Genomic DNA, 20734 nt, shown 5'->3' with positions numbered 1-20734 from the left:
TTTTGGGAAGGAATATCATGGTATAATATATCTATTGTAACTAAATATTGTAGGGTAGGACGTTGCATCCTTTCTCGATTTTTCAGGGGAAGGAGGTGACTCTATATGGAAATTCTACTACAACTACTTCAAGATACTTTGAAAGTATTTTTAACTGTACTTGCTACTGGATGTGCTAATAAGTTAGTCCAGAAACTTAGTACAAAACGTAGTAAAAAACGTAGAAGACCTGCCCTGCAGCGCCGTGGGAAGCAAATGCGGGACAAGTCTAAACGAAAGAATAAATAATTAGCAACTAAGTCCACCCTTCGGTATATTAGTTACTATTGGCGAGGTGCTGGTAACACCTCGTCTTTATTATATGCAAAAATTTAAGCTGTAATACTCTTGTATCTCTAAAGCAAGTATACCATAAGCAAATAAAAATGTCATAGTAATGTATAGGAGTAAATATTAATATCTCACTTTTATATATAGATAAAACTTCCTTGGAGGCACACTACTAAAGTACCCACGAACAAAAACCCCATGGCTAATACACCTGTAAACATCATTTTCATACCAAAATTTACATTTATATCGTATGCTCTCATACTCAGCTTATCATCATTCTTTTCAGCATATTTACTCTTTTTTCGGTTATATATCGCTAGTACCCCACCACAGGATAATACTGTAACACACATGTATGCACAAATAGTAATAAAAGTAATCATATATTTTATCCCCCTTTCTCGAAAATATATTTTATATTATAACCATCTCGTATCAATATTTTAATAACGATTTTTAAAACAATTGGATTGAATCTTATATAAAGTTAAATAATTGTATCAATATCTAATGCTGACGACCAATCAAAATTAAATACACAATTCTACTTAAGCGTAGTAATTCCACGTATAACCATACTATTGTAACTAACAATGACAATGCTGCATACCATTCCATATGCTTTGCTAAGTTATGTTCCGCCATATACTCTATATATCGAAAATCAGCTAATAAAGTTAAAGTTGCAACAAGAACAATAACTAGTGTGAAAACAAGTGTTAATGGATTCGCTTCATGCAAATAAGGTAATGATACTCCAAACAATTTTAAAACCCATATGAGCATATAGAATATTAAAACGCCAGACGTAAGTGTAGATATTATAGATATTAATTTATGACTAACCTTAATGATTTTTGTTATATATAGAAATGAAACTGAAAATACAATTGCGCAGGTTCCTACTGCTGCAGTAAATATAAAATCCCATGAAATTAATGCATATCTTAGAGATATTGCACCTACTAATATACCCTGGATTATTGAAATTGAAGGAGCTGATACAATTGAAAACTTGGGGTAAAAATTTGTTATTAAGATAATGATAACCCCTATAATAACCAAACATATTAAGAGTTCGATGTTCATTGATAACATTGGAAAATATGTAGAAATACAAGTTGCAGTTCCTAGCAGTAATGTTAATAGAAAACAAGTTTTAATAATTGTAGATTTTATGGTCATAAACGAGTCAAATGCAAAAGAATTATAAATGGCATTAGATCGGAACATTGGATTCAAAATTTTTCACTCCAAAATTAAATAATTTAATTATAAATGGTTTGGAAATTAGAACTTCAATTTACAACTCAAAAAACTCTTTATAGATGGTGGATTTATTGGCGGCTAACACTGCAGATTCTTCCTCTTCTTTTGTAGCAAATGCATATAAATTTATTAATTTCAATGTCATTTCATAAGGAAAATGCAACTCGAAAATTTCTCCTTCTGGATAGTCTGGTGAACGAAAAATATCAAAATCTCTTTCGGGATTCAAGTCAATTACAAGTGATACATACTCGTCACTTATACTGAAATAAAAATTAAATATGTTATTTCGTATCTTATTTAATAAAACAGTTTTATCTATCTCCCGTAGATCCCAACCAGAAATGTTAACATTATGAACAAAATCCCCCTCAAAGGAAGAAAGTAATGAGAAAATCTCCTTTTTTAATTCTACGTTTTGTTCTTCACTTTCCATACATCTCAACCTCTTTCAAATGAATTATATTGCGTATTATACCCATCTTACTCTTAGATTTTAATAGTCTTTATACAAAGCATTCCTTATATAAAATAGAGAAAAATATTTTTAGATAGATTTCCATATACCGTTATGTTCTGCCTACTCTAAAAATTTATTTACTAATAAAAAAAGCAACTGCACTTTATTTAGTGCAGTTGCTTTTTTATACTATAAATCAATAACTTTATTATTTAAATATCTTTTATTAATTTTAAAAAACCAATAAAAGAAGAAATCCTCTACAATTTCGTGTTCATCATTTTCTATATTGATTAATACTTCACCATAGATATATGCTATCTGATGGGCGTAATCAATTGCTAATCCGATTGTTGGTACATGTTGTTTAATAAATACCTTTAATGTTTTTAATGCATAGGTATCCACATAGCATACCTTTTCAAATATCATTAAGTCTTTATTATATTTCAATTTAGATTCAAATTTCATATTATATAGTTTAATTCTCAATTGATTTAATAGTTTTAAATGATCTACTGATAGAAATAATCCATTTTTATTCTCAATAGAAGTAATATAATTATAAAAATTATTGGCAGATATCTCATCCGCTTTAAAGATTTTTGAAATAAAGTTAATAAGATCTTTCTCCAAATACATAAATAAAAAACTCTCTTTAATACGTCGTAATTCATTCTCAGATACCATTTGCACATCAAAAGAAGTACACCAGTCTTTATATAGTTTAGTAAGCTTCGTCCAAGTAACATCATCTTCTTTAGGATTGCATGTAAATTGAAATGGAATTCTTTGTTTTTCTTCTATTCTTATATGATAAGTTATTCCTCTAATTAAAATGCCGTCCTTAATATAATCTTCACTTTTAAAAGCATTAATTTCGAACTCATTGTTCAAATAATTTAATCTCCCACATTCCAACCTATTTCTTAAAAATCTCACACCTGTTCCATATTGAAGTGCTACCTTCCAAAATTTCTTCTTTATCTCTGGAACTAAAACATTATCAATTTGATATTCTGTAAAATTTCTTTTTAATATTAACCTACATTGAGAGGTTATATTACAACAGATATCATTTAATTCCGGTGCAAATTCAAAATGATATTTCTCGTTTCTGTTATCCTTATTACTTGCTAATGTAGCATTCCCTTTATTGTTTAGTCCTAACATTAATATATTCCTCCCATTTTTTACGTAAAAAAAAACGTCCTTTTGGTCCTAATTCTCATAAGGTAAATACCTTTATGATTCATAGTTCCAAAAGAACGTTTTTTATTGGTGTAAGTTAAAATTAAAATTTAAATGTTTATGTACTTATTATAAGTCTCCTTATTAGTTAAAGCAATTCTCTATCTTATCCCAAAATATAGGCATTTCCCTCTCCTTAACCTCTAAAAAAAAATCGGTTAAGAATTTAATTCCTCATGATAATTTATAATTATTTTTCACAAAACACAAAATATGACCCTACTAATACTACTATATAGCTAGGTAAAACAAAGAATTTAATAGAATTATATACCAGGGCATATCTGTCTTCATAATAGTTATAAACATAGGAGAGAATATTAATAATGCTCCCAGGATAATCATATATAGGAATATATTTAAACTAACATGTCAAAATTTTATAGGTTCTTTAAATTTAAATGGAGATGAATAATAAATAACTTCCTTACATTCACCTAAAGTGTTCATAACTACATTCCTTACATAAATAATTCTTGAATTGCAACATCCACACACTGTAGTAGGACCTTCATGTTCATCTAATTCAAATGAATCCACCTCTACAAACTGACAATACGGACATTTTAAACCACCTACACTTCTTATATCGTATTCTGGTTTATCAATTAGTTGAATTGCTTCAACTGCAAGAATCCCCTCGTCAGGACAGCATGCACGTCCTCTGTATGTCTTCCCGTTAATAATAAAAGTGCTATGTAGCAAATCATTTTTTGTGGGTTCAATTTCTTTTATTAATTTGTATTCATTCATGTCTCCAAAAGGATTTTTAACATCATATTCAACGATCTTGTTATACATTTCCTATTCTCCCTTACTTATCATTATTTTTATCAACTAGCTTATAAATTTTCACTTCACCACTAAGTTTTTTTAACTCCATCTGAGATAACTTTTCACATTCTAATGTTATTTTAGGAGAATTGTAGCTATATGTTTGATGGGATACTGAAAGTGCTTGAGTACTATTTACACTTCTGAATAAATCTCCGCCCCTTCTTCTACCAGCCTTTTTAACTATCATTTCAATCCCTCTCCTCTTAACAAAATTCAAGTTGTTTCCTAAAATAATTTTTTAATGTCTCCCTTAATCTTAATAACTCAGCAGGTTACATAAACGCTAATATAAATCCAATTAGTATCTATTCCTCCCATTTTCCACATAAAAAAACGTCCTTTTGATCCTAATTCTCATAAGGTAAATACCTTTATGAATCATAGTTCCAAAAGAACGTTTTTTATTGGTGTAAGTTAAAATTTAAATGTTTTATGTACTTATTATAAGTCTCCTTATTAGTTAAAGCAATTCTCTATCTTATCCCCAAAACATTAGAATCATCCTATAATTCTTCTTGCCTCTCTTTAACTTCAAGCATAAATTTAGCATAAATCGTAATTCTTTCGAGAGAATCTTTAGCTGCATTATAATCTTTAATATATCTCTCTTTTCTTCCTGAACTTAAAAACTCATTTTCTTCCATAGTATTTAACACTTCAAAATCCACTATTTTCTCAATTTCTCTAATATGATAAACAATTTTATATATAATATATAAACCTAACCCCCATAAAATTAAGCCTATCACGAAAGAAATAACCATATATAATGATATCGAATTATCAACAAACATAAAATAAAGAAAATATACTAATGCAACACCCCACAAAAATGGAAAATACAATTTATGAATACGCTCATATTTTAGTTTTTTTACTTCATGAAATTCTTTTTTACTCTTTAAGTCTTCAATCATTTACCTGCTCCTTATTAACAAATAATAAATGGGTTTCAGCCGATAATACATCTATCTCGGTCAAACCCCAATTATATCCTATGAAATCGTGAAATTCATCTATTTTACTAAATCATATAAAACATTAAAATTAAGTAAGTCTTCCTTTTTGTACTATACTTTTATTAGATCTGGTAGTTATCATTTTACGGTAGCCCTTAAAACATATATAAATAGGACTACTATCGCTAATTAACTGAATTTTTTGTTTTTTATTGAGAAATGGTATATGATGGATTTAGTCTTATCTAATTTCTGTTATGATATTTATTAAGATATAACATATATATGGGATGAGGAGGATACTATGAACGTTTCAGTTAAGGGGAACGAGAAGATTACACAACTTTTAAATGAATGGTATATAGAAATCCGTGCAAGAAGGATTGGTCAAGCGCATAGGTTAAAGGAAGAGATTGATAAGAAGATAAATAACATAACAGAAGATCAGAATCTACTATTATATTACTCTCTTCTAGACTTCCGCTTCCAATACATTGTAGATAATTTAGGTGTCTCTGCAAATAGCTTTGATAAGGTTGAAGCGTTTGAGATTCCAACAAACAACTTTTTAACTTATTACTACCATTTCTTTAAAGCTATTCATGCTTCTGGTATTGGTAACTACACAATTGCAAAAGAGCATTTCGATAAAGCTGAAGCTCTGCTTGAATTAGTCCCAGATGAAATTGAGAAAGCTGAGTTTTACTACAAGCTAGGCGCTTTCCACTATGACATATACGAAGCACTTAACTCGGTTAAATATACTACAAAGGCAAAAGAGATTTTTGAGAAACATGAAAGTTATGAACGAAATGTTGGATTCTGCGAGAACCTTCTAGGAACTGCGTGTACAAAGCTAAGAGAATGGGCTTTATCAGAAGAACATCTTATTAAAGCAATGGATATTTTCAAGAAGCTTGATGAAGAAAAGTATACCCTAATGGTTAGACATAACTTAGGATATATGTATTCTAGTCAGAACTTATCTCCATTAGCAATCAGATATTTATCTGAAGTGACTACTTATAATCCTAGACACCATAAAGCTTTATTCTTGCAAGCTAGAGAGCATTACAAGTTAGATGAACTTGATATTGCAAAAGATTTAGCTGACAAAGGGTATAGTATTTGTGTTGAATTAGGAAATAGCGAATACAAACACCTATTTGCAATTTTAAAATGCCTTATCTCAAATGTCTCTGGAGGGGATTTAGAAAAGACTGCACTTGAAGGAATATCTTACTTTGAAGACGAATCACTATATGAGTACATAGAAGAAAGCCAAGAGTATCTGGCTGTTAAATTCTATGAAGAAGGAAATCATATTAAATCAAGTGAATACTTTTATCTAGCCTCGAAGACAAGACAAAAAATCAAAGAAAGGGAGTCTTTAAAATGAAAAAACTAGTATTAGGATTAATGGGCGTTTTAACGGCTTTAACTTTGACAACAGGTATTTCCTCTGACAAGGGCAACAATGAATCAGTGACACCTGTTATTATGATGATGGAACATGGAGATCATGGTGGTTGATACCCTATTTTAATGTACACAGAATAGATGCTAATTCAAAGGGAAGAATGATTTCTTCCCTATTTATATTGTTCCACTTTGTATATGCTATCATTTCTTTTATCCTACTACTTAAATTACAAAAAAACACACACCTTTATTAAATAAATGGGTGTGTGTTTTTAATAGATAGGTAGTTAGATTAAGGAATCTATTTTGAGTCCTACTTTAAATTTATCATGTTTTATATTTATATACAAATGTAATCATAATTCTTATGGATTCTTTAAAATATCTCTTGCGGCATATTATTTATTCCTTTATAATTTCTTTTCGTATAGTTATTAAGGAGTGTGTAAAATGAACAAGACAGCATTAATTAAACATGTAGCAGAGCATACTGAACTAACTCAAAAAGATGCCTCTGCAGCAACACAAGCTGTATTAGATACTATTACTGAGGCACTTATGAATGGTGAAAAAGTACAGCTAATCGGATTCGGAACATTTGAAGTACGTGAACGCGCTGCACGTACAGGACGCAACCCACAAACAGGTGAAGAAATGCATATTGCCGCTTCAAAAGTCCCTGCTTTCAAAGCCGGAAAAGAATTAAAAGTAGCTGTTAAATAATCAAAATACAAAAGGACCTAACGCAAATTAGAGGTCCTTTTTGTATTTTTAAAGCTATCTTCAACATTAAGCTATATAGTCTTTGTTTTCATTTTTCTGTATTGCTTTCAATAGATTCCATTGGCTGGAAATTGAATTGTAGCCCATAACCTGCACCATGTAAATGTTCACGAACTAAAGTATAAAATTCTCCACCATATTCATTACATTCGTGTAGCGCATATACCTGTATTACAAATTTATCTTTACCTATTGTTTCAGGAGTTGTTTCATATATTTCTCCACTTTCAATAAATGCAAGGTATCTATTTATCTTTTCTTGTAAAAGTAATGCATGCTCATGTTCTTCTTCCCAATCTAATGCATCAAAAATAGTTAAATATACTATATCTTTATTTTCATTATCTAGCGAAATTAAATCTACTTGATCTATGTCATGCAGTGCCATATAAAAAACCTCCTAGTCATTTTTTCGTATCACTTTAACTTTAGTTGGTGGGATTTCTTCAAGATATTCGAAAGGTGGCTTACTTCTGCTTCTAACTACTGCTCCACTCTCTTCAATTTCTGGAAAAGCTTTTTTCTGATTTTTAGTAAGAGGTGCAGTAGGTGATGATTTCAACTCTATTAAATCTATTTTACCATCAATATCTTTTCCTGCTATATCTAAACGTGTTCGAACTCCTGATTTTGTCATAATCGTAACTTGATTATTTAATTCAGATTGTACCTTTTCTTTACGAATAATTGCTTCCATTTCTTTTTCAAAAACATCTCCAGCCTTCGTATTTTTTGCTAGGATCTCTCTTCTCTTTTCTAATTGTGCTGCAGCATCTAAAGCATTTGCAACTTTTTTCCCAGATTTGAGAATCTTAACACCTTTCCCGATAGGCGTAATACCACCTACCACCATTACTCCAGCTAGGCTACGCTCCCACCATGAAAGTTTTTCTCCCGTATCAGGGTCAACACCTTCTATGACACGCCTCAAATCATATTCTCCTGTCAGTTCTCCTGCTAGATCTCTAGTTACTTTTCCCATATCAACTTCTGTATTTTTCTCTGAAGAATTGGTGTTGTTTACATCTTCATTTCCCGCCAAATTCCCTCCATAGAGTTGATCTGCAGTTCGAAATTTATTAGCAGAATGTAAGAGTTGTTCAGCAATATTATCTAATGTTTGAAGGACAGAAAACATTTTTGGCTTTGTATCGTTAAACATTTGATAAAAACGATCACTTGTTGCACCACTCCATTGTGAAGCGATATATTCTGTTTGATTGCTTAAATCTTTATGTATGTATTCTAGGGTGTTTCTAGTATTTTGTACTGTTTTAGCTGCCTGTTCTAATTGTTCAGGCGTAACTTTTATTTGTGTCATACCATCCCTTCTTTTCCTAGTATTTACAATCAAATTATATCATAGAAATATTATGAATATTCACGCATAGGAATGTTAATAGGATTAGAATTTTATGAACACGATAAAGTTAATTAATTTTAAAACCAATATAAATTATAAAAAAAGACCAATTAATTATTGGCCCTTAATTCTAAAAGATTAAATTTATTCTTCCGTTTCCATTTTACTTAGGCTTTCTCTGATTAGATCTTCACATAATTGCTCCATTGAAATGCCTTTTTTTCTCGCCCACTTTTTTAAATGCTCTTTTTCAAAATGTCTTAAATTAAAAGATACTCCATCCCATTCGCTTGTAAGGATTATTTTTTCATCTCTAATACTTATATTACCTTCTGAAATAAACTTCTTCAGTAAGTTTATTTCTTGCTGACAATTATAAATTTGTGTAGAAATTGTAATTGGTTTTATAGTAACTAATATTTTTTCTTCTTTAATATTTATTGTTATATTACTTCCATTTATATTAGCATACAACCAATCAATTACATTATAAAATGTGTCATCAAAATTTTGCGGAAGTGGAAATGTGAATGTCACAACTTTTTTAGTTGTAAATCCTCTTCCCTTTTCAATTTTAACTTTTGGATGATAACCCTCATTTAATATAGTCTCTAATTCTTTAACTTCATTACAATCGGTCAAAACTTTCCCTATTTCAATATCTATAATACGAGCTGTGTTATTTGTAATTCTATTTACTAATAATTGATATAAAAAATAATCTTTCCCATCAATATTGATAAAATGTCTTGAGCTACTTCCTACATTTACTTTTTCAATGAATTTCTTTGCCTCTGCACTATCTATCAAGAATGTTTGTTTACCCCTATAAACTATTTTTTCTGCTGACAAATTACCTAGTTTAATATGTTTTTGTATATATGTTTTTGTTTTACCTACCTTTTTTGCTAGTTCAGAAATTGTAATACCCTTAGGTTTCTTTATTGCTTCCGCAAGACGTTCAATATCATCAACATAAAACAGACGGCTACCATCTTGTTTCCAATCATCATAAACAGGTTTTATTAACTCATCTTTAACATACTTGTGCAGAGTAGATTCAGCAATGTTTAGTTGTTTTGCAGCTTCTTTAGTATTTAGTTTCTCTCTTTTATCAAATTGCATATTGTAACAACACCTTGTTCTAATTTTTTATTTCTCGCAAGTGATTCTTGAAAACTGTATATTCAATCATCATTTTCAATAAAATAGTATCCCCGATTAGAAATGGATTTTATGTACTCTAATTTATCAATTATCCTTTCATTTAATTCCACTATTGTTCTGCTTCCACCATTCCGTCCATCAAGATCATCCATTTCCCATAACAAATTTTTTTCTCCATCAAAACCCTCAAATTCTGGGTTAATTCCTTCTTTTAGAATTTTTATGGCATCCTCACAAGCATGAAATATTTTATTTGGAGAAACTAATTCTAATATCTTTAAGTTTGGTGGCTCATATTGATTATATATTGGTATATGTATTCCATAATTTTCGAATACAGTCCTTAATGTTCCACTAGTTATGTAAGTCAAAATCAAATTTCCATCATCAAAATACCTTATCATTTCATCAAAATCATTTTCTTCATGTTCTACAATTTGATATTCTCTAAAATATCTCCAAGATACTCCCATAAAATACTCCTCTCTTCGTTTGATACAAAATCTAAAGTTGTATGTGATTAAGCATCTAATATTTTGTTACTACTTTCTTAATTTTTATTTTATCAACGGTTTTAATAGTCTTTCTTGTAAATAAATTTGATTTGCTTTCTCTTTTTATAAAATTCCCGATTTTTCATTTTGATCTTTCTGTGTAAGTGTTTTAAACCAAATTACCTTATGTGCTATGAATACTACAAAAATAAAATAAATCACATATAGAAAGCAAAATAATAAAATATCCAAATATGACTCTCCAAGGTCAGATGAAGATAAATCTAAAAGAAACCTAAAAGGAACGTTTCTAGGATTCAGTAATTCAGGTAATACATATAACCATAACCCTATCGTGGCAATAGATTTTAATAACCAAACAATTCTGTTCATCTTGATTTTCCACATGCAAATAACCCTCCTTTTTCTTTATAAATTTTAAAATCAATTAAACAATATTAATTTAATGGTTGTTAAATTTCACCGATATTATATATCGGCTAGATTACAAATTGAAGCATCTATATGCCTTATAATAAAAACTTCTTTGTTAGAGTAACTGCTATGATTGCTAAAACTATGCACTTCAATAGAAGGAAAACGTTCTGTAAGCATCTCTAAAAGTAATGTACGATTTTGATGATTGTCAATTAAGTTCAGTTTTTCACTACTTCCTTTTTCGAAATCGGCAAATTCAAATCCCTGATCACGTAGATACTGAATGTGTCCCGCTCGACTTCTTTTATCTGCTACGGGAGTTTTACTATGAATACGATAGTGTTCTAGCATAAAACAAAATTCCACTCTCATTTCGCCATAGGGATAATATTTTATTTCATTCACATGATTAAATCCTTCGTTGTTCCACCAATCTCTTACGATTTCAGAAAGAAATTTCAATTGTTCTTTTAAACCATCAATAGGTTTTTCAGAACCTAATTTAATCTGTAACTCATGTATCGTTTGATTGGCCTTTTTAATCTCAACATATCGTTTTTCTTTTTCTTCCAACAAATAGGATTCATAATTTAGCACTTCTGATGCTTCACTAAAATAGCTTTCTATCAGTGCTGGAAGTTTTTTTGACATTTCGACTGAAAGCGAATCTTTACTAACCCATTCACGTAATTGAGCATTAGCAAAGTGTATATCCTTTAAAGCCTTCAGTAATACAGATTTTTGCTCTTCATTCAATTCGAATTTCTTTTCTCCCATTTCCCCAGCTCCTTTACATTCACACAACAACTTTTAATTTGACAATGCAAATATCTACTCTGTTTTGAAAATTTTATCTATCCCTATTTAATTCTTTTGCAACTTTTTCCTCTGTATTGTTTACGTTACTTCTAGTCTGTTCAACTTTTATTTTTTTCTGATTTTCTTCTTTTTCAGTTATTCCATGAGCATACCTAATACCTAACCCAACTAATAAAACTGTAACGGTACCTATAGTCAAATTTATAAAAAAACTTTTCCATGATCCTTTTATAGAATTAAGACCCTCATACTCTTCCATAATCATTTCCTCCTTTTTAATAAATACAGCCATAAGTAATCTAAGCAACAAATGAAAAGACATAATGTTGTATTTGTTATGTAAATATTTCATAATGAATCATCATTTTAACACTCGTAAAAACAATGTGAATGATGATTTATATTCAACTATAAATATCTGGTTTCGTTAATATATTTTTAGAATTTTATTAAATTATATCACTATTATTAGATTAGTACTTTCAAAAAAATAAATATAGTTATAAAATAAATATTCTATATGTTTAAAAATAGATAAATGTTTTTTAAAATTCATTAATAGAGAAACCCTGTAAGAATGAACGCTTTTTACAGGGTTTCTCTATTATTAAATATTAAATTACTAGTTTTTATTTTTAATAACTTAATATTAATTAAATTATTCTTAATATGGAAACTATACTATTTTAATAGAAAATATAAAAAGATGATTTCAGAATTGTACTGAAATCATCTTAACAAAATATAAATAATATTTTATAACTAAGTTATCCTCTGCGTCCTTCGTCTTCGTCGTTAGAAGAAAATCCTGCAAAATTAACTTTAACATTACCACTATTACCATCTCGATATGTAATCACATAATTACCTGATGCTACAGATCCTCCTGGCCATTTCTCTACACTTCTCCAAGTATATTTTTCATCTTTTGCTAGTTCATAAGTGAAGTATTTTTTTCCGGTATTGGCATTTTTTACTGTTACTAATACTTTACTTTGACCTTTATTTTCAAACCATAGTTTAATATAACCATAGCCAGGATTAACTTTAAATCCAGATGTAGCCTCTTTATCACCTATTACTGTTACTGAACCAATGTCGTTATACTCCGCACTTGCAAATGATGGGAATACTACACTAGCAGCTAAAGCTAATGATAAAACAGACGTTACCAATCTTTTCTTTTTCATAATAAACCCTCCTTATGTGTTATATATTACAATATAAGCATATCATACATATAACTAATTGGGAGAATTTTACAATTTTATAAATATAAAATTGAATATTCTGTTAAAGTAATTGCAGTCTTATTTATATAAAAAAAGACATCACCTTATACCAGGTAATGTCTTTTTTTAAATTAATGTGATTTGTATTGACCTGAAAGTTGCTCTTCTGCCATACGAACTAAGCGTTTAGTTATTTCTCCACCAACAGATCCATTTGCTCTCGCTGTTGCATCTGGCCCTAATGTTACTCCAAATTCTCTTGCTATTTCATATTTCATCTGTTCAATAGCACTCGCTGCTGCTGGTAAAAGAATATCATTATTATTATTTGTTTCACGTAAGTTCATTACTAACACCTCCTGATTATAAACATTATATTTCTCCATCATTTAGATAAATATACATTTTTAACCAAATAAGTTAACCATAATTACGTTATGTTTACAGATAGTGTTTTTTCTTTCATTTCATATACTAAAAAACAAACTAAAAGAAAAAGTGAATGTTATAATTATAATATTATTCAAATCAAATATACAAAAAAAGAGATGTTAAGATTATTAGCCTAATCAAATGCATTTAAATACTGCTTTTACTAAACCAGTATTTATTTATCTTCAAAAAGAGTAAGTTGGTTTGGAATAAAATGAATAAGAATAAAAACGAGAAAGTAAGGTGTTTTGCAACATGTTAAGACTTAAGTTTGTTATTTTTTTACTACCACTTATTTTATTTGTTAGTGGTTGTGGAAACACGAAAGATGAAACAAAGTATGAAAAGGACTTTTTAACGCAAGTAGAGGCTATATCAAAAGCAGTTAGTAAAATGACCAAAATACAAAAGGGTGACCAATCACTAACTTCATCACAAAAAGAGTATAAAGAAGCGCTTATGGAATTGAAAGAGGTAATTAAGGGTTTTAAGGAGCTAGTACCTGATAGTAAGTATGAATATCAACAGAAGCAACTAATTAAGTCTATGGATGAATATGAGTCGTCTATATCCAAATTATTAAAAGGAATGTCGGATACAAAAGGTAGCGAATGGAAAGATGCTATTGAACAATTTAATAAAGCGACAGACATGTATGTTGATGCAGCTGGAAAAATCGTAGATATTAGAGACGGAAAAACTACAGGCACTTCTGAAGAAGGTGTTGATAAATTATCCCGACAAGGAGATACAGCAACAGAATCAGAAACAAGAGCTGAACCTGAAACTACCGAAACACAACCTTCGGAGCAAGAAAAAGATACGGCGACTAAAGATACTCAAACACAAACGTCTGAGCAAGTAGTAAAAACTGAGGTAGCTGGCACTGAAGAGGAATCAACAGTAGAACAATCACAACAGCAACTTACAGTTGATAAAGTGAAAGAAATTATTGAGTATTATTCTATTGGAAAAGATGACAAATTAAGTAATGTTTCTGTTAAAAATGGTGAAATAAAGGCAACTATTGCATTAGCACCCAACGGACTATTTCCTACCAAGGATATGGCTGTTAATGGCTATAGTCAACTTGCAGATGAGTTACTCAAACATGAGGGTTGGCAAACATTAACTGTTACATATGCTAATGTAGGAAGTGTTAGTATGAATCGTAACGAAAAGGAAACAAATGAGATCGGTGATTACTTCCCGACACTTAAAATTGAAGAACGAATGAAATGATAAAATAAGGTACTTTATAGGTTATTTATTTTTCGGCTTACAACACAAACGTTATAGAACCATTGTCTGTAAGACTTTCATTTTAATAGCATGAAAAGCGCGATATTAACGTATCGTGTTTTTTTATGCCGAAAAATAGATGAGTCATATATATAAGATAATAAAAAAGCTACCTATGATGAAATAAGTAGCTTTTCTCTATGTATGGCTTTTTCCCTTATAAACTATACATTGTCTTACCTGTATAGTTAGTTTTTCGTGTACACTTCATCGATATGTTGCATATAACTTTTTCGGTTTACCGTACTTATTAATTTCATTTATATAAACTTTTCCATCTTCCTCATTCATAATAATCTCTTCTTGATACGATTTAGAATCTACTTCCTCTATTTGCACTCTTATATTCTCGGACAGTTCTATATAATTTATTGTATCCATTTTACTACTTAGTTTATTTCCTGTAGCTGCTTCATAATATATTTCGTTTATTAGAACTGTACTTTCCTCCGGATTATACATATAGCCTCGAGTAACTTTTATCATAGATGTTTCTCTCCCATATTATTATATTTATAAATTTAATATATAGATTATAAGTTATTTATGCTGAGTAATTTCGACCAATTATCCTCTTATCAGGATGTTCATATAAATTATTTATAAATTTATTATAATCATATGTCATAATTATATCACTACCTGGAAAACACATATGTAAATTTTGAAGTAAGATGCTTAGCTCAATATGATCTTGCTCATTATAATAACAATGATACAAATCTTTTCCTTTTTTGTAGTAAGGCGGGTCAATAAACAAAATTCCATCCTCCCAATACTCTCTTTCTATTAAAGCTAGGGCATTTTCCTGAGTTATTGTAATTTTTTCAGATAATGAATGAATGTATTTAATTCTCTCTATTAAGTTATCAGTATTCCAACGTGAAAGTAAGCTCTTTGTGTTTCCATTCCGTCCTCCAAGTGGATTTGCTTTATAAATACCGCTATAGGCTAGTCTATTTACTAACAATGACGCCCATGCAGCCTCTACTAAATCTGCTCCCTCATAGTCGGATTTAATTAAATTTTGAGCTTCAAAATATTGTTTATGTGTAGGGACTGTAGATTCTAAACGATGAATTAATGCAAAAGGCATGTATTTTACAAGCCACCAAAATGAGAACACTCCCGTATCTAAATCATTTAAATGTATAGTTTCAACTATACCAGCATCTAACATAGCTAACTCAAAGCTAGCTCCCCCCGAATATGGAGATATAAGTTTTTTTGCTTTGTTCTTCTGTATGAATGAATATAAGTATTCTATTAGCTTACTTTTTCCTCCTGGATAACGGTAAACTGATAAGCGTTTATTAAATTTTATTTTAGGTTTATTAATAGTGGTTTTATTTTTAAATTTGTCTTCCATAATAAGAATAAATTTATGCTTCTCTTGATCTTCATTAATATAATTAAAACCTTCACATGTATTACACCAATATCCTATGTCACGCTGATCTAAATCAAAGTCGCCATCATTTACTGTTCCTTCTACAAAGCAGAATTTACATTCTAGCAAATCTATTCCTCCAAACATTATTATCTGTTAGGACTAATTTTAACAACCTTTACAAAATATATCTTTTTAAAAACTACTTTATCCTGAATATTTTAATATCTATCTCGAAATTTAATGATAATAAATTTCTGTACATTAATACAAAAGGAATCCCATATAATATTGGATTCCTTTTGTATTATTCAACTTACATTCATAAGAAATTACTTGAAAATCAAGCGAAATTTATATATATAATATAGATTCCCCAAAGAATGTAACCAACTTGTGTAATGATATACATTGTAATTTCGAAACCAGTGAGCTTTCTTTCACTTTTTATTTTTCTTAAATACAGATAAAAACAAAAAGTAGATAAAAACATTAAGAATATAGAAGCATTATATATATTATCTATACTAGTAATAACTGATCAACTCCTCACCTGAAAATTAATTAGTATAGAATAAGCATATCATATGAAAGTTTAACTTACTTCAAATCTACTTTTTTTCAACACAATATACTTAATATTTTCATATTTAACAGGAATACTTGTTTAAAAAGATAAAAGAATCCCTTTTGCATCAATAGATTCACAAAAGAGATTCTAATTTTAGTACATTTACTTATAAGATATCAGGCTTATTATTCGTGAGGGTTAGGTGCGATAGAAGCTGGAGCTGGCCCGCAAGTTACTGCAAAAGCAAATATAACTGCAGGATTTACAGATAGCCCAAGCAACGAAAGCATTCCCAATGCTCCCCAGTAATCCTCTTTCTTAAGATACGATTTTATTTGATTAAAATATGATTTACTAATACCTAATGCATCCTGCCAACATCTTTCCCAAACGTTACTAGAGTACATATTAGATGGAATTTCTTCATCATTCATTACATAAACACCAGCAATAATAGCTGCTTTTTCTTCATTGTTATATGAAGATTTCGCTAATTCTTCTTTATTAAGAACATACTTACCTGTTTCTTCATCTTTTACCATTAATACCGAAAATATATATTCTAATTCTTTAACTTGAGCTTCTAATTCTTCATGTGTAGCCTTATTTTGTTTTCCATCTTGTATAGTTGCAGCTGAAGCGAGAGTTGGAACAAAAACTAGGGTAAGAGCCATTAACATAAACATCAGTTTCTTTAACATAGTGAATTAATCCTCCTAATTTTAATTTTTCTACTTCCCTCAAAACTATAAGTGTATACTATATATTTTTTAAACCTCCACTTTTCCATCTACCACCCTCTATTTCCAATATTTATAACAATGATAATATAACTAACTATAAATGTATATATTTTACAACCAATTCATCTATTACAATCATTTGAAATTCTATATATTTCTATAAAAACAGTTTTTTAGTAACCAAAAGATTTCACTTTAAATATAAGACAAACATTATATTAAAAAAAACAAAAAAACTAATATGTTCAACATATTAGTTTTTTTGTTTTTTATTTTACTAGATACTGTTCTAATTCCTGAACCAATATCTTAGCACCCTCAGGACTTAATGTAATTTTACCCTTTGCTAATGAAATATTTTCATTAGTTACTTCACCTGTAATAGCACATACACCACCAGGCGCATATTTTTTAAAAATTATATTTTCATTTTCCACAAATATTTCAATTGGATCCTTCTCTTTAATTCCTAATGTGCGTCTTAGCTCCATAGGAAGTACAATTCTTCCTAATTCATCTACTTTTCTAGTAATACCAGTTGATTTCATGTAATTTCTCCTTTACTTGATTTATAATAAACTAACTTACATATTTTATATACTATTTATCAATTACATTATAATTATAACAGAAGTCTATATTATTATATAAAATGTTATGCATTTGCTATTTTTATAGCAAATTTTTCAGTTTAGTAAAGAATGTCTTTTTTCTATAAAACGATTCTTGTAAAGTAGTTAGTTCAAAATAACCAAATACTGTTTCGTCTATTAAAGCAAGCACCATAGCTACTAGATCTTGGTATACCTGATTTTTATATATAGTTACCTTACCATCATACATATTACATAGTTCTGGTGAATTTGCCACAAAATACGTCCTACATGAAAATGGTCTATTATCATATACAGCACACTTTTTATTATCTATATCTAACATTGGGCATGGTTCAGCATACCTCATCCTACTACTATCTTTATTAATTTGAGGAATAGAAATCTTATTTCTCTTTTTCGTTTCCTGATGATTCTTATTAATATTTTTCTTTATATCTTTTGTAAGCTTATTTTTTATCCTACTTTCCTCAATTCTGGCTATATTAATTGGTTGAAAACAGCAAGCTATACATCCTTTTTTACATGGTGCATTTTTTTGTAGCTGTTTATATACTTGATCAAGTGATTTAGATAAATCATCTAGTAAATCTAAACCTTTCTCTTCGCTAATAGTAGTATTCTCTTTCAAATGCGATACAATATCCAGTAAAGTATCTAATAGTTCTTTCTTTAATCTTATATTCTCATATAGAGACTTTCCATCATAAAAATTATTATCAACCTTACGCCAAGTTACATTTGAATTCATATGACACTTTTTATATTTTACACCTGATCCACAAGGGCATTCATCATTACGTGTAGGCTCAAATAAATCTCCATATTCAAATCTCATTTCATTTTCTATGGATTGTATTAACCAGTCTATATTGTTCCTGTATTTCATTGTATACACCTCCAAATAGCTATATAGTTTTTATAAATTAATTATACTCTGTCTCTTTAAAAGTTACATATTTTCCCTATTATAATCAATTTTATTAACCACTCTTTCTAAAAAGATTTCTACGGAAACTTCATGCTATACTTAGCTTTACGAGGAAGGAGTTTTCAATTTGTCTAATATAATAAATAATAATAATAAAAAAGAAATAAGTTCAATTTCAGAATCGATAGTACCTAGTCAATTGCTAGATTCCAAATATGAAGTACATATAAATAATCTTATAACTGAAGCAGAAAAAGAAGGAAAAGATTCTAGTGCCTATCTTAATGATTTAGATATGATTTATCATTTTATTCATCATTCAACCAATATAGATAAAGATAAGCAGCGGAAAAATAATACCCGTAAATCATATTTGCGAGAAATAATGCACTTTTGTAAAACGTTGACTGAGAAAGCTGAAACATTTGAAATTTCCTATGAAGAAATCAAAAAAGAAAATTCATTCTTAAAGGCACTTAAGCCATGGAATATTCGTAAGTTTAATGATTGGATTAAATCTGTTCCATACGGGCGTAATAATAAGCCCTATTCTGTAGCAACCCTAGCAAGAAAGCTTACAATAATCAACAGCTTCCTATCACATTTATATAAAAACAATTATATATCTATCCCTCTACATGAGCATTTAAAAAAAGCAACTGTTCAGGTCAATGATAGACCAAATCGCGACCTATATTACGATGAAGTTCAAGAAATTCTAAACTATTACAAAAGTAAGAAACAACTATTTAATTACATGATTATCTTATTACTCGTTTCAACCGGATTACGAATACAAGAGGTCGCAAGCGCTAAAATTGGGGATTTATTTAGAGCTGAAGGTAAACTATGGTTACGTGTTATAGGTAAAGGCGACAAGCCTCGTGAGGCTTACATTTCACCTCATCTTTTTGAATGTATAAGTGAATATAGAAGTAGAAAAGGCTTGAAAACACAATTAAATAGGCTAGATAATTCACCACTAATTGTATCTAATCATTTAAGAAAATTTAACTCTACCTATTTAAGTAATAAGGTAACTTCTATCTTGTCTCAAGCAAGAATTCCTTGTGTTGAACAAAGAGAGAATCCAATAACAGCCCATACATTTCGCCACGGATTTGCTATTATGGCAGCAGAAAATGATGTGGAGCTATTACGTATTCAACAAACCTTAGGTCACGCAAGTGCTAATACAACAAAAATATATCTTGAAAAACATATGAAACGAAAACACAATGCGGCATTAAGTTTTGCTGATCAACTTGGTTAATTAAATTCACTATAACCCTTTGTACTTCATTTCATAATCAAATAATTATTTGTAACATAATACCCCCTCCGTCTCATATTACGGAGGGGGTATTATGTACAGTTCTTTATAATCAAGAAAAGATTTTAGAAAACAAATATTAATTTATAACATTAAATCTAGTTTTCATTCTGAGAAAATAATCTTTTACGTATTTGAACCGACTTTTTAAGCTCATTTAATAATTTATCATTAGTGAGAAAAGTAGCTTCATCAATAATATATTTATGACCTTTTGTTAAACTGTTTAGTTTCTCTACATTTATTGAACCATCTTCATTAAAGCATTCTGCTTGTTCTAACCAATCCTTAGTTATAACAAGATATTTAAGAGCGTCTATATTGGACATATATAATTCTCCTTTTTTAAATATTTGAAGTTTTAGATACTGCTAGTACCTTTACAAAAATATATAATGGGACACGAATAACTAAATATAGAATTGAAACGTAAACCGTTAGTCCCCATATAACTGTAATAAGGTTTCCCTCTAACCACCCCATTAATAGTAGTAAAATATGTGTTATTTGAATAGATCCTACAATTTTATCTACATAATTTATGCGTGAAGCCCATAGAAGCCTTATCAAGTTTCTCATGAATACCCTCTC

At 29.4% G+C, this 20734-nt stretch carries 29 protein-coding genes; 6 read left to right on the top strand and 23 right to left on the bottom strand.

What is annotated here, in order from left to right; translation table 11 throughout:
- Nucleotides 1-105: 105 nt before the first annotated feature.
- Nucleotides 106-288, top strand: a complete 183-nt coding sequence (locus BCG9842_RS27815) for a hypothetical protein (protein WP_000404353.1) — start codon at nt 106-108, stop codon at nt 286-288.
- A 179-nt stretch (nt 289-467) separates the two neighbouring features.
- On the opposite strand, the gene BCG9842_RS27810 is transcribed toward BCG9842_RS27815, so the two are convergent.
- From BCG9842_RS27810 to BCG9842_RS27780, 7 genes are all read right to left on the bottom strand, one after another.
- Nucleotides 468-716 (bottom strand): hypothetical protein, encoded by a 249-nt coding sequence (locus BCG9842_RS27810; RefSeq protein WP_000627594.1) that lies wholly within the window; start codon nt 714-716, stop codon nt 468-470.
- 124 nt (nt 717-840) lie between these two features.
- Nucleotides 841-1566 (bottom strand): Bax inhibitor-1/YccA family membrane protein, encoded by a 726-nt coding sequence (locus tag BCG9842_RS27805; RefSeq protein WP_041488199.1) that lies wholly within the window; start codon nt 1564-1566, stop codon nt 841-843.
- A 70-nt stretch (nt 1567-1636) separates the two neighbouring features.
- Entirely contained in the window at nt 1637-2038 is a 402-nt protein-coding gene (locus BCG9842_RS27800; protein WP_000443243.1) for a hypothetical protein, read from the bottom strand.
- 213 nt (nt 2039-2251) lie between these two features.
- Nucleotides 2252-3235, bottom strand: coding sequence for a hypothetical protein (locus tag BCG9842_RS27795; protein WP_000901163.1), 984 nt, complete (start codon nt 3233-3235; stop codon nt 2252-2254).
- 450 nt (nt 3236-3685) lie between these two features.
- Complete coding sequence (locus tag BCG9842_RS27790; protein ID WP_000282394.1) at nt 3686-4114, bottom strand: hypothetical protein; 429 nt, start codon at nt 4112-4114, stop codon at nt 3686-3688.
- A 13-nt stretch (nt 4115-4127) separates the two neighbouring features.
- Nucleotides 4128-4337: a hypothetical protein gene (locus tag BCG9842_RS27785; protein ID WP_000635883.1), complete on the bottom strand. Its 210-nt coding sequence runs from the start codon at nt 4335-4337 to the stop codon at nt 4128-4130.
- Nucleotides 4338-4653: 316 nt separating this feature from the next.
- Nucleotides 4654-5067 carry a DUF5392 family protein gene (locus BCG9842_RS27780; RefSeq protein ID WP_000568729.1) on the bottom strand — a complete coding sequence of 138 codons (414 nt, stop codon included), beginning with the start codon at nt 5065-5067 and terminating at the stop codon, nt 4654-4656.
- 346 nt (nt 5068-5413) lie between these two features.
- Between BCG9842_RS27780 and BCG9842_RS27775 the strand changes: the two genes are divergently transcribed.
- The 3 genes from BCG9842_RS27775 (at nt 5414) to BCG9842_RS27770 (ending at nt 7254) form a co-directional block, all read left to right on the top strand.
- Nucleotides 5414-6508 (top strand): Rap family tetratricopeptide repeat protein, encoded by a 1095-nt coding sequence (locus BCG9842_RS27775; protein WP_001103225.1) that lies wholly within the window; start codon nt 5414-5416, stop codon nt 6506-6508.
- A complete protein-coding gene (locus BCG9842_RS31480) occupies nt 6505-6642 on the top strand; it encodes a hypothetical protein (protein WP_000737575.1) in 138 nt (45 codons plus the stop codon). The genes BCG9842_RS27775 and BCG9842_RS31480 overlap by 4 nt, the downstream gene beginning before the upstream one ends.
- A gap of 339 nt (nt 6643-6981) precedes the next feature.
- The gene (locus tag BCG9842_RS27770; RefSeq protein WP_001043842.1) at nt 6982-7254 is read left to right on the top strand and encodes an HU family DNA-binding protein; all 273 of its coding nucleotides are present in this window, start codon (nt 6982-6984) and stop codon (nt 7252-7254) included.
- Nucleotides 7255-7342: 88 nt separating this feature from the next.
- Here the strand turns inward: BCG9842_RS27770 and BCG9842_RS27765 are convergent, their stop codons facing one another.
- The 9 genes from BCG9842_RS27765 to BCG9842_RS27725 form a co-directional block, all read right to left on the bottom strand.
- Nucleotides 7343-7702, bottom strand: coding sequence for a DUF6572 domain-containing protein (locus tag BCG9842_RS27765; protein ID WP_001173687.1), 360 nt, complete (start codon nt 7700-7702; stop codon nt 7343-7345).
- A 12-nt stretch (nt 7703-7714) separates the two neighbouring features.
- A complete protein-coding gene (locus BCG9842_RS27760) occupies nt 7715-8635 on the bottom strand; it encodes a WXG100 family type VII secretion target (protein ID WP_000192124.1) in 921 nt (306 codons plus the stop codon).
- Between the two features lie 186 nt (nt 8636-8821).
- A complete protein-coding gene (locus BCG9842_RS27755; RefSeq protein ID WP_001159018.1) occupies nt 8822-9802 on the bottom strand; it encodes a helix-turn-helix domain-containing protein in 981 nt (326 codons plus the stop codon).
- 62 nt (nt 9803-9864) lie between these two features.
- Entirely contained in the window at nt 9865-10317 is a 453-nt protein-coding gene (locus tag BCG9842_RS27750; protein ID WP_000539212.1) for a hypothetical protein, read from the bottom strand.
- A gap of 144 nt (nt 10318-10461) precedes the next feature.
- A complete protein-coding gene (locus BCG9842_RS27745) occupies nt 10462-10746 on the bottom strand; it encodes a hypothetical protein (RefSeq protein WP_000265490.1) in 285 nt (94 codons plus the stop codon).
- An 81-nt stretch (nt 10747-10827) separates the two neighbouring features.
- On the bottom strand, nt 10828-11553 hold the full coding sequence (locus BCG9842_RS27740) for a hypothetical protein (RefSeq protein WP_000504126.1): 726 nt from the start codon (nt 11551-11553) through the stop codon (nt 10828-10830).
- 73 nt (nt 11554-11626) lie between these two features.
- Entirely contained in the window at nt 11627-11854 is a 228-nt protein-coding gene (locus BCG9842_RS27735; RefSeq protein WP_012614879.1) for a hypothetical protein, read from the bottom strand.
- Nucleotides 11855-12362: 508 nt separating this feature from the next.
- Entirely contained in the window at nt 12363-12785 is a 423-nt protein-coding gene (locus tag BCG9842_RS27730) for a hypothetical protein (RefSeq protein ID WP_000730234.1), read from the bottom strand.
- Between the two features lie 173 nt (nt 12786-12958).
- Complete coding sequence (locus tag BCG9842_RS27725; RefSeq protein WP_001053436.1) at nt 12959-13174, bottom strand: alpha/beta-type small acid-soluble spore protein; 216 nt, start codon at nt 13172-13174, stop codon at nt 12959-12961.
- Nucleotides 13175-13514: 340 nt separating this feature from the next.
- Here BCG9842_RS27725 and BCG9842_RS27720 point away from each other — a divergent pair, with 340 nt between their 5' ends.
- On the top strand, nt 13515-14501 hold the full coding sequence (locus tag BCG9842_RS27720) for a hypothetical protein (protein ID WP_000944984.1): 987 nt from the start codon (nt 13515-13517) through the stop codon (nt 14499-14501).
- 267 nt (nt 14502-14768) lie between these two features.
- On the opposite strand, the gene BCG9842_RS27715 is transcribed toward BCG9842_RS27720, so the two are convergent.
- From BCG9842_RS27715 to BCG9842_RS27695, 5 genes are all read right to left on the bottom strand, one after another.
- Nucleotides 14769-15047 (bottom strand): hypothetical protein, encoded by a 279-nt coding sequence (locus BCG9842_RS27715; protein ID WP_000598776.1) that lies wholly within the window; start codon nt 15045-15047, stop codon nt 14769-14771.
- A gap of 58 nt (nt 15048-15105) precedes the next feature.
- Nucleotides 15106-16080: a DNA adenine methylase gene (locus BCG9842_RS27710; RefSeq protein ID WP_000888601.1), complete on the bottom strand. Its 975-nt coding sequence runs from the start codon at nt 16078-16080 to the stop codon at nt 15106-15108.
- Between the two features lie 627 nt (nt 16081-16707).
- Entirely contained in the window at nt 16708-17223 is a 516-nt protein-coding gene (locus BCG9842_RS27705) for a hypothetical protein (RefSeq protein WP_000914401.1), read from the bottom strand.
- 311 nt (nt 17224-17534) lie between these two features.
- Nucleotides 17535-17813, bottom strand: a complete 279-nt coding sequence (locus tag BCG9842_RS27700) for an AbrB/MazE/SpoVT family DNA-binding domain-containing protein (protein WP_000843028.1) — start codon at nt 17811-17813, stop codon at nt 17535-17537.
- A 124-nt stretch (nt 17814-17937) separates the two neighbouring features.
- Nucleotides 17938-18768, bottom strand: coding sequence for an SEC-C metal-binding domain-containing protein (locus tag BCG9842_RS27695; protein WP_000877432.1), 831 nt, complete (start codon nt 18766-18768; stop codon nt 17938-17940).
- Nucleotides 18769-18937: 169 nt separating this feature from the next.
- On the opposite strand from BCG9842_RS27695, the gene BCG9842_RS27690 reads away from it, so the two are divergent.
- A complete protein-coding gene (locus BCG9842_RS27690; RefSeq protein ID WP_000065265.1) occupies nt 18938-20083 on the top strand; it encodes a tyrosine-type recombinase/integrase in 1146 nt (381 codons plus the stop codon).
- A gap of 158 nt (nt 20084-20241) precedes the next feature.
- On the opposite strand, the gene BCG9842_RS27685 is transcribed toward BCG9842_RS27690, so the two are convergent.
- Nucleotides 20242-20472, bottom strand: a complete 231-nt coding sequence (locus tag BCG9842_RS27685; protein WP_000065078.1) for a hypothetical protein — start codon at nt 20470-20472, stop codon at nt 20242-20244.
- A 16-nt stretch (nt 20473-20488) separates the two neighbouring features.
- On the bottom strand, nt 20489-20722 hold the full coding sequence (locus BCG9842_RS27680; protein WP_001245083.1) for a hypothetical protein: 234 nt from the start codon (nt 20720-20722) through the stop codon (nt 20489-20491).
- Between the last annotated feature and the right edge of the window lie 12 nt (nt 20723-20734).

The organism is Bacillus cereus G9842 (assembly GCF_000021305.1).
In the GTDB taxonomy this organism is placed as follows: Bacteria; Bacillota; Bacilli; order Bacillales; family Bacillaceae_G; genus Bacillus_A; species Bacillus_A thuringiensis_S.
Note: the sequence above shows the minus strand (reverse complement) of the source record. Positions and strands in the feature narration are given on the sequence as shown.

Bases quoted from the DNA above. Each gene is read 5' to 3' on its own strand.
- BCG9842_RS27780 (WP_000568729.1), bottom strand. From the start codon at position 5,067: ATGATTGAAGACTTAAAGAGTAAAAAAGAATTTCATGAAGTAAAAAAA.
- BCG9842_RS27765 (WP_001173687.1), bottom strand. From the start codon at position 7,702: ATGGCACTGCATGACATAGATCAAGTAGATTTAATTTCGCTAGATAAT.
- BCG9842_RS27740 (WP_000504126.1), bottom strand. From the start codon at position 11,553: ATGGGAGAAAAGAAATTCGAATTGAATGAAGAGCAAAAATCTGTATTA.
- BCG9842_RS27725 (WP_001053436.1), bottom strand. From the start codon at position 13,174: ATGAACTTACGTGAAACAAATAATAATAATGATATTCTTTTACCAGCA.
- BCG9842_RS31480 (WP_000737575.1), top strand. From the start codon at position 6,505: ATGAAAAAACTAGTATTAGGATTAATGGGCGTTTTAACGGCTTTAACT.
- BCG9842_RS27735 (WP_012614879.1), bottom strand. From the start codon at position 11,854: ATGGAAGAGTATGAGGGTCTTAATTCTATAAAAGGATCATGGAAAAGT.
- BCG9842_RS27730 (WP_000730234.1), bottom strand. From the start codon at position 12,785: ATGAAAAAGAAAAGATTGGTAACGTCTGTTTTATCATTAGCTTTAGCT.
- BCG9842_RS27705 (WP_000914401.1), bottom strand. From the start codon at position 17,223: ATGTTAAAGAAACTGATGTTTATGTTAATGGCTCTTACCCTAGTTTTT.
- BCG9842_RS27790 (WP_000282394.1), bottom strand. From the start codon at position 4,114: ATGTATAACAAGATCGTTGAATATGATGTTAAAAATCCTTTTGGAGAC.
- BCG9842_RS27785 (WP_000635883.1), bottom strand. From the start codon at position 4,337: ATGATAGTTAAAAAGGCTGGTAGAAGAAGGGGCGGAGATTTATTCAGA.
- BCG9842_RS27795 (WP_000901163.1), bottom strand. From the start codon at position 3,235: ATGTTAGGACTAAACAATAAAGGGAATGCTACATTAGCAAGTAATAAG.
- BCG9842_RS27685 (WP_000065078.1), bottom strand. From the start codon at position 20,472: ATGTCCAATATAGACGCTCTTAAATATCTTGTTATAACTAAGGATTGG.
- BCG9842_RS27745 (WP_000265490.1), bottom strand. From the start codon at position 10,746: ATGTGGAAAATCAAGATGAACAGAATTGTTTGGTTATTAAAATCTATT.
- BCG9842_RS27775 (WP_001103225.1), top strand. From the start codon at position 5,414: ATGAACGTTTCAGTTAAGGGGAACGAGAAGATTACACAACTTTTAAAT.
- BCG9842_RS27680 (WP_001245083.1), bottom strand. From the start codon at position 20,722: ATGAGAAACTTGATAAGGCTTCTATGGGCTTCACGCATAAATTATGTA.
- BCG9842_RS27695 (WP_000877432.1), bottom strand. From the start codon at position 18,768: ATGAAATACAGGAACAATATAGACTGGTTAATACAATCCATAGAAAAT.
- BCG9842_RS27805 (WP_041488199.1), bottom strand. From the start codon at position 1,566: ATGTTCCGATCTAATGCCATTTATAATTCTTTTGCATTTGACTCGTTT.
- BCG9842_RS27720 (WP_000944984.1), top strand. From the start codon at position 13,515: ATGTTAAGACTTAAGTTTGTTATTTTTTTACTACCACTTATTTTATTT.
- BCG9842_RS27760 (WP_000192124.1), bottom strand. From the start codon at position 8,635: ATGACACAAATAAAAGTTACGCCTGAACAATTAGAACAGGCAGCTAAA.
- BCG9842_RS27700 (WP_000843028.1), bottom strand. From the start codon at position 17,813: ATGAAATCAACTGGTATTACTAGAAAAGTAGATGAATTAGGAAGAATT.
- BCG9842_RS27810 (WP_000627594.1), bottom strand. From the start codon at position 716: ATGATTACTTTTATTACTATTTGTGCATACATGTGTGTTACAGTATTA.
- BCG9842_RS27715 (WP_000598776.1), bottom strand. From the start codon at position 15,047: ATGATAAAAGTTACTCGAGGCTATATGTATAATCCGGAGGAAAGTACA.
- BCG9842_RS27750 (WP_000539212.1), bottom strand. From the start codon at position 10,317: ATGGGAGTATCTTGGAGATATTTTAGAGAATATCAAATTGTAGAACAT.
- BCG9842_RS27800 (WP_000443243.1), bottom strand. From the start codon at position 2,038: ATGGAAAGTGAAGAACAAAACGTAGAATTAAAAAAGGAGATTTTCTCA.
- BCG9842_RS27815 (WP_000404353.1), top strand. From the start codon at position 106: ATGGAAATTCTACTACAACTACTTCAAGATACTTTGAAAGTATTTTTA.
- BCG9842_RS27755 (WP_001159018.1), bottom strand. From the start codon at position 9,802: ATGCAATTTGATAAAAGAGAGAAACTAAATACTAAAGAAGCTGCAAAA.
- BCG9842_RS27770 (WP_001043842.1), top strand. From the start codon at position 6,982: ATGAACAAGACAGCATTAATTAAACATGTAGCAGAGCATACTGAACTA.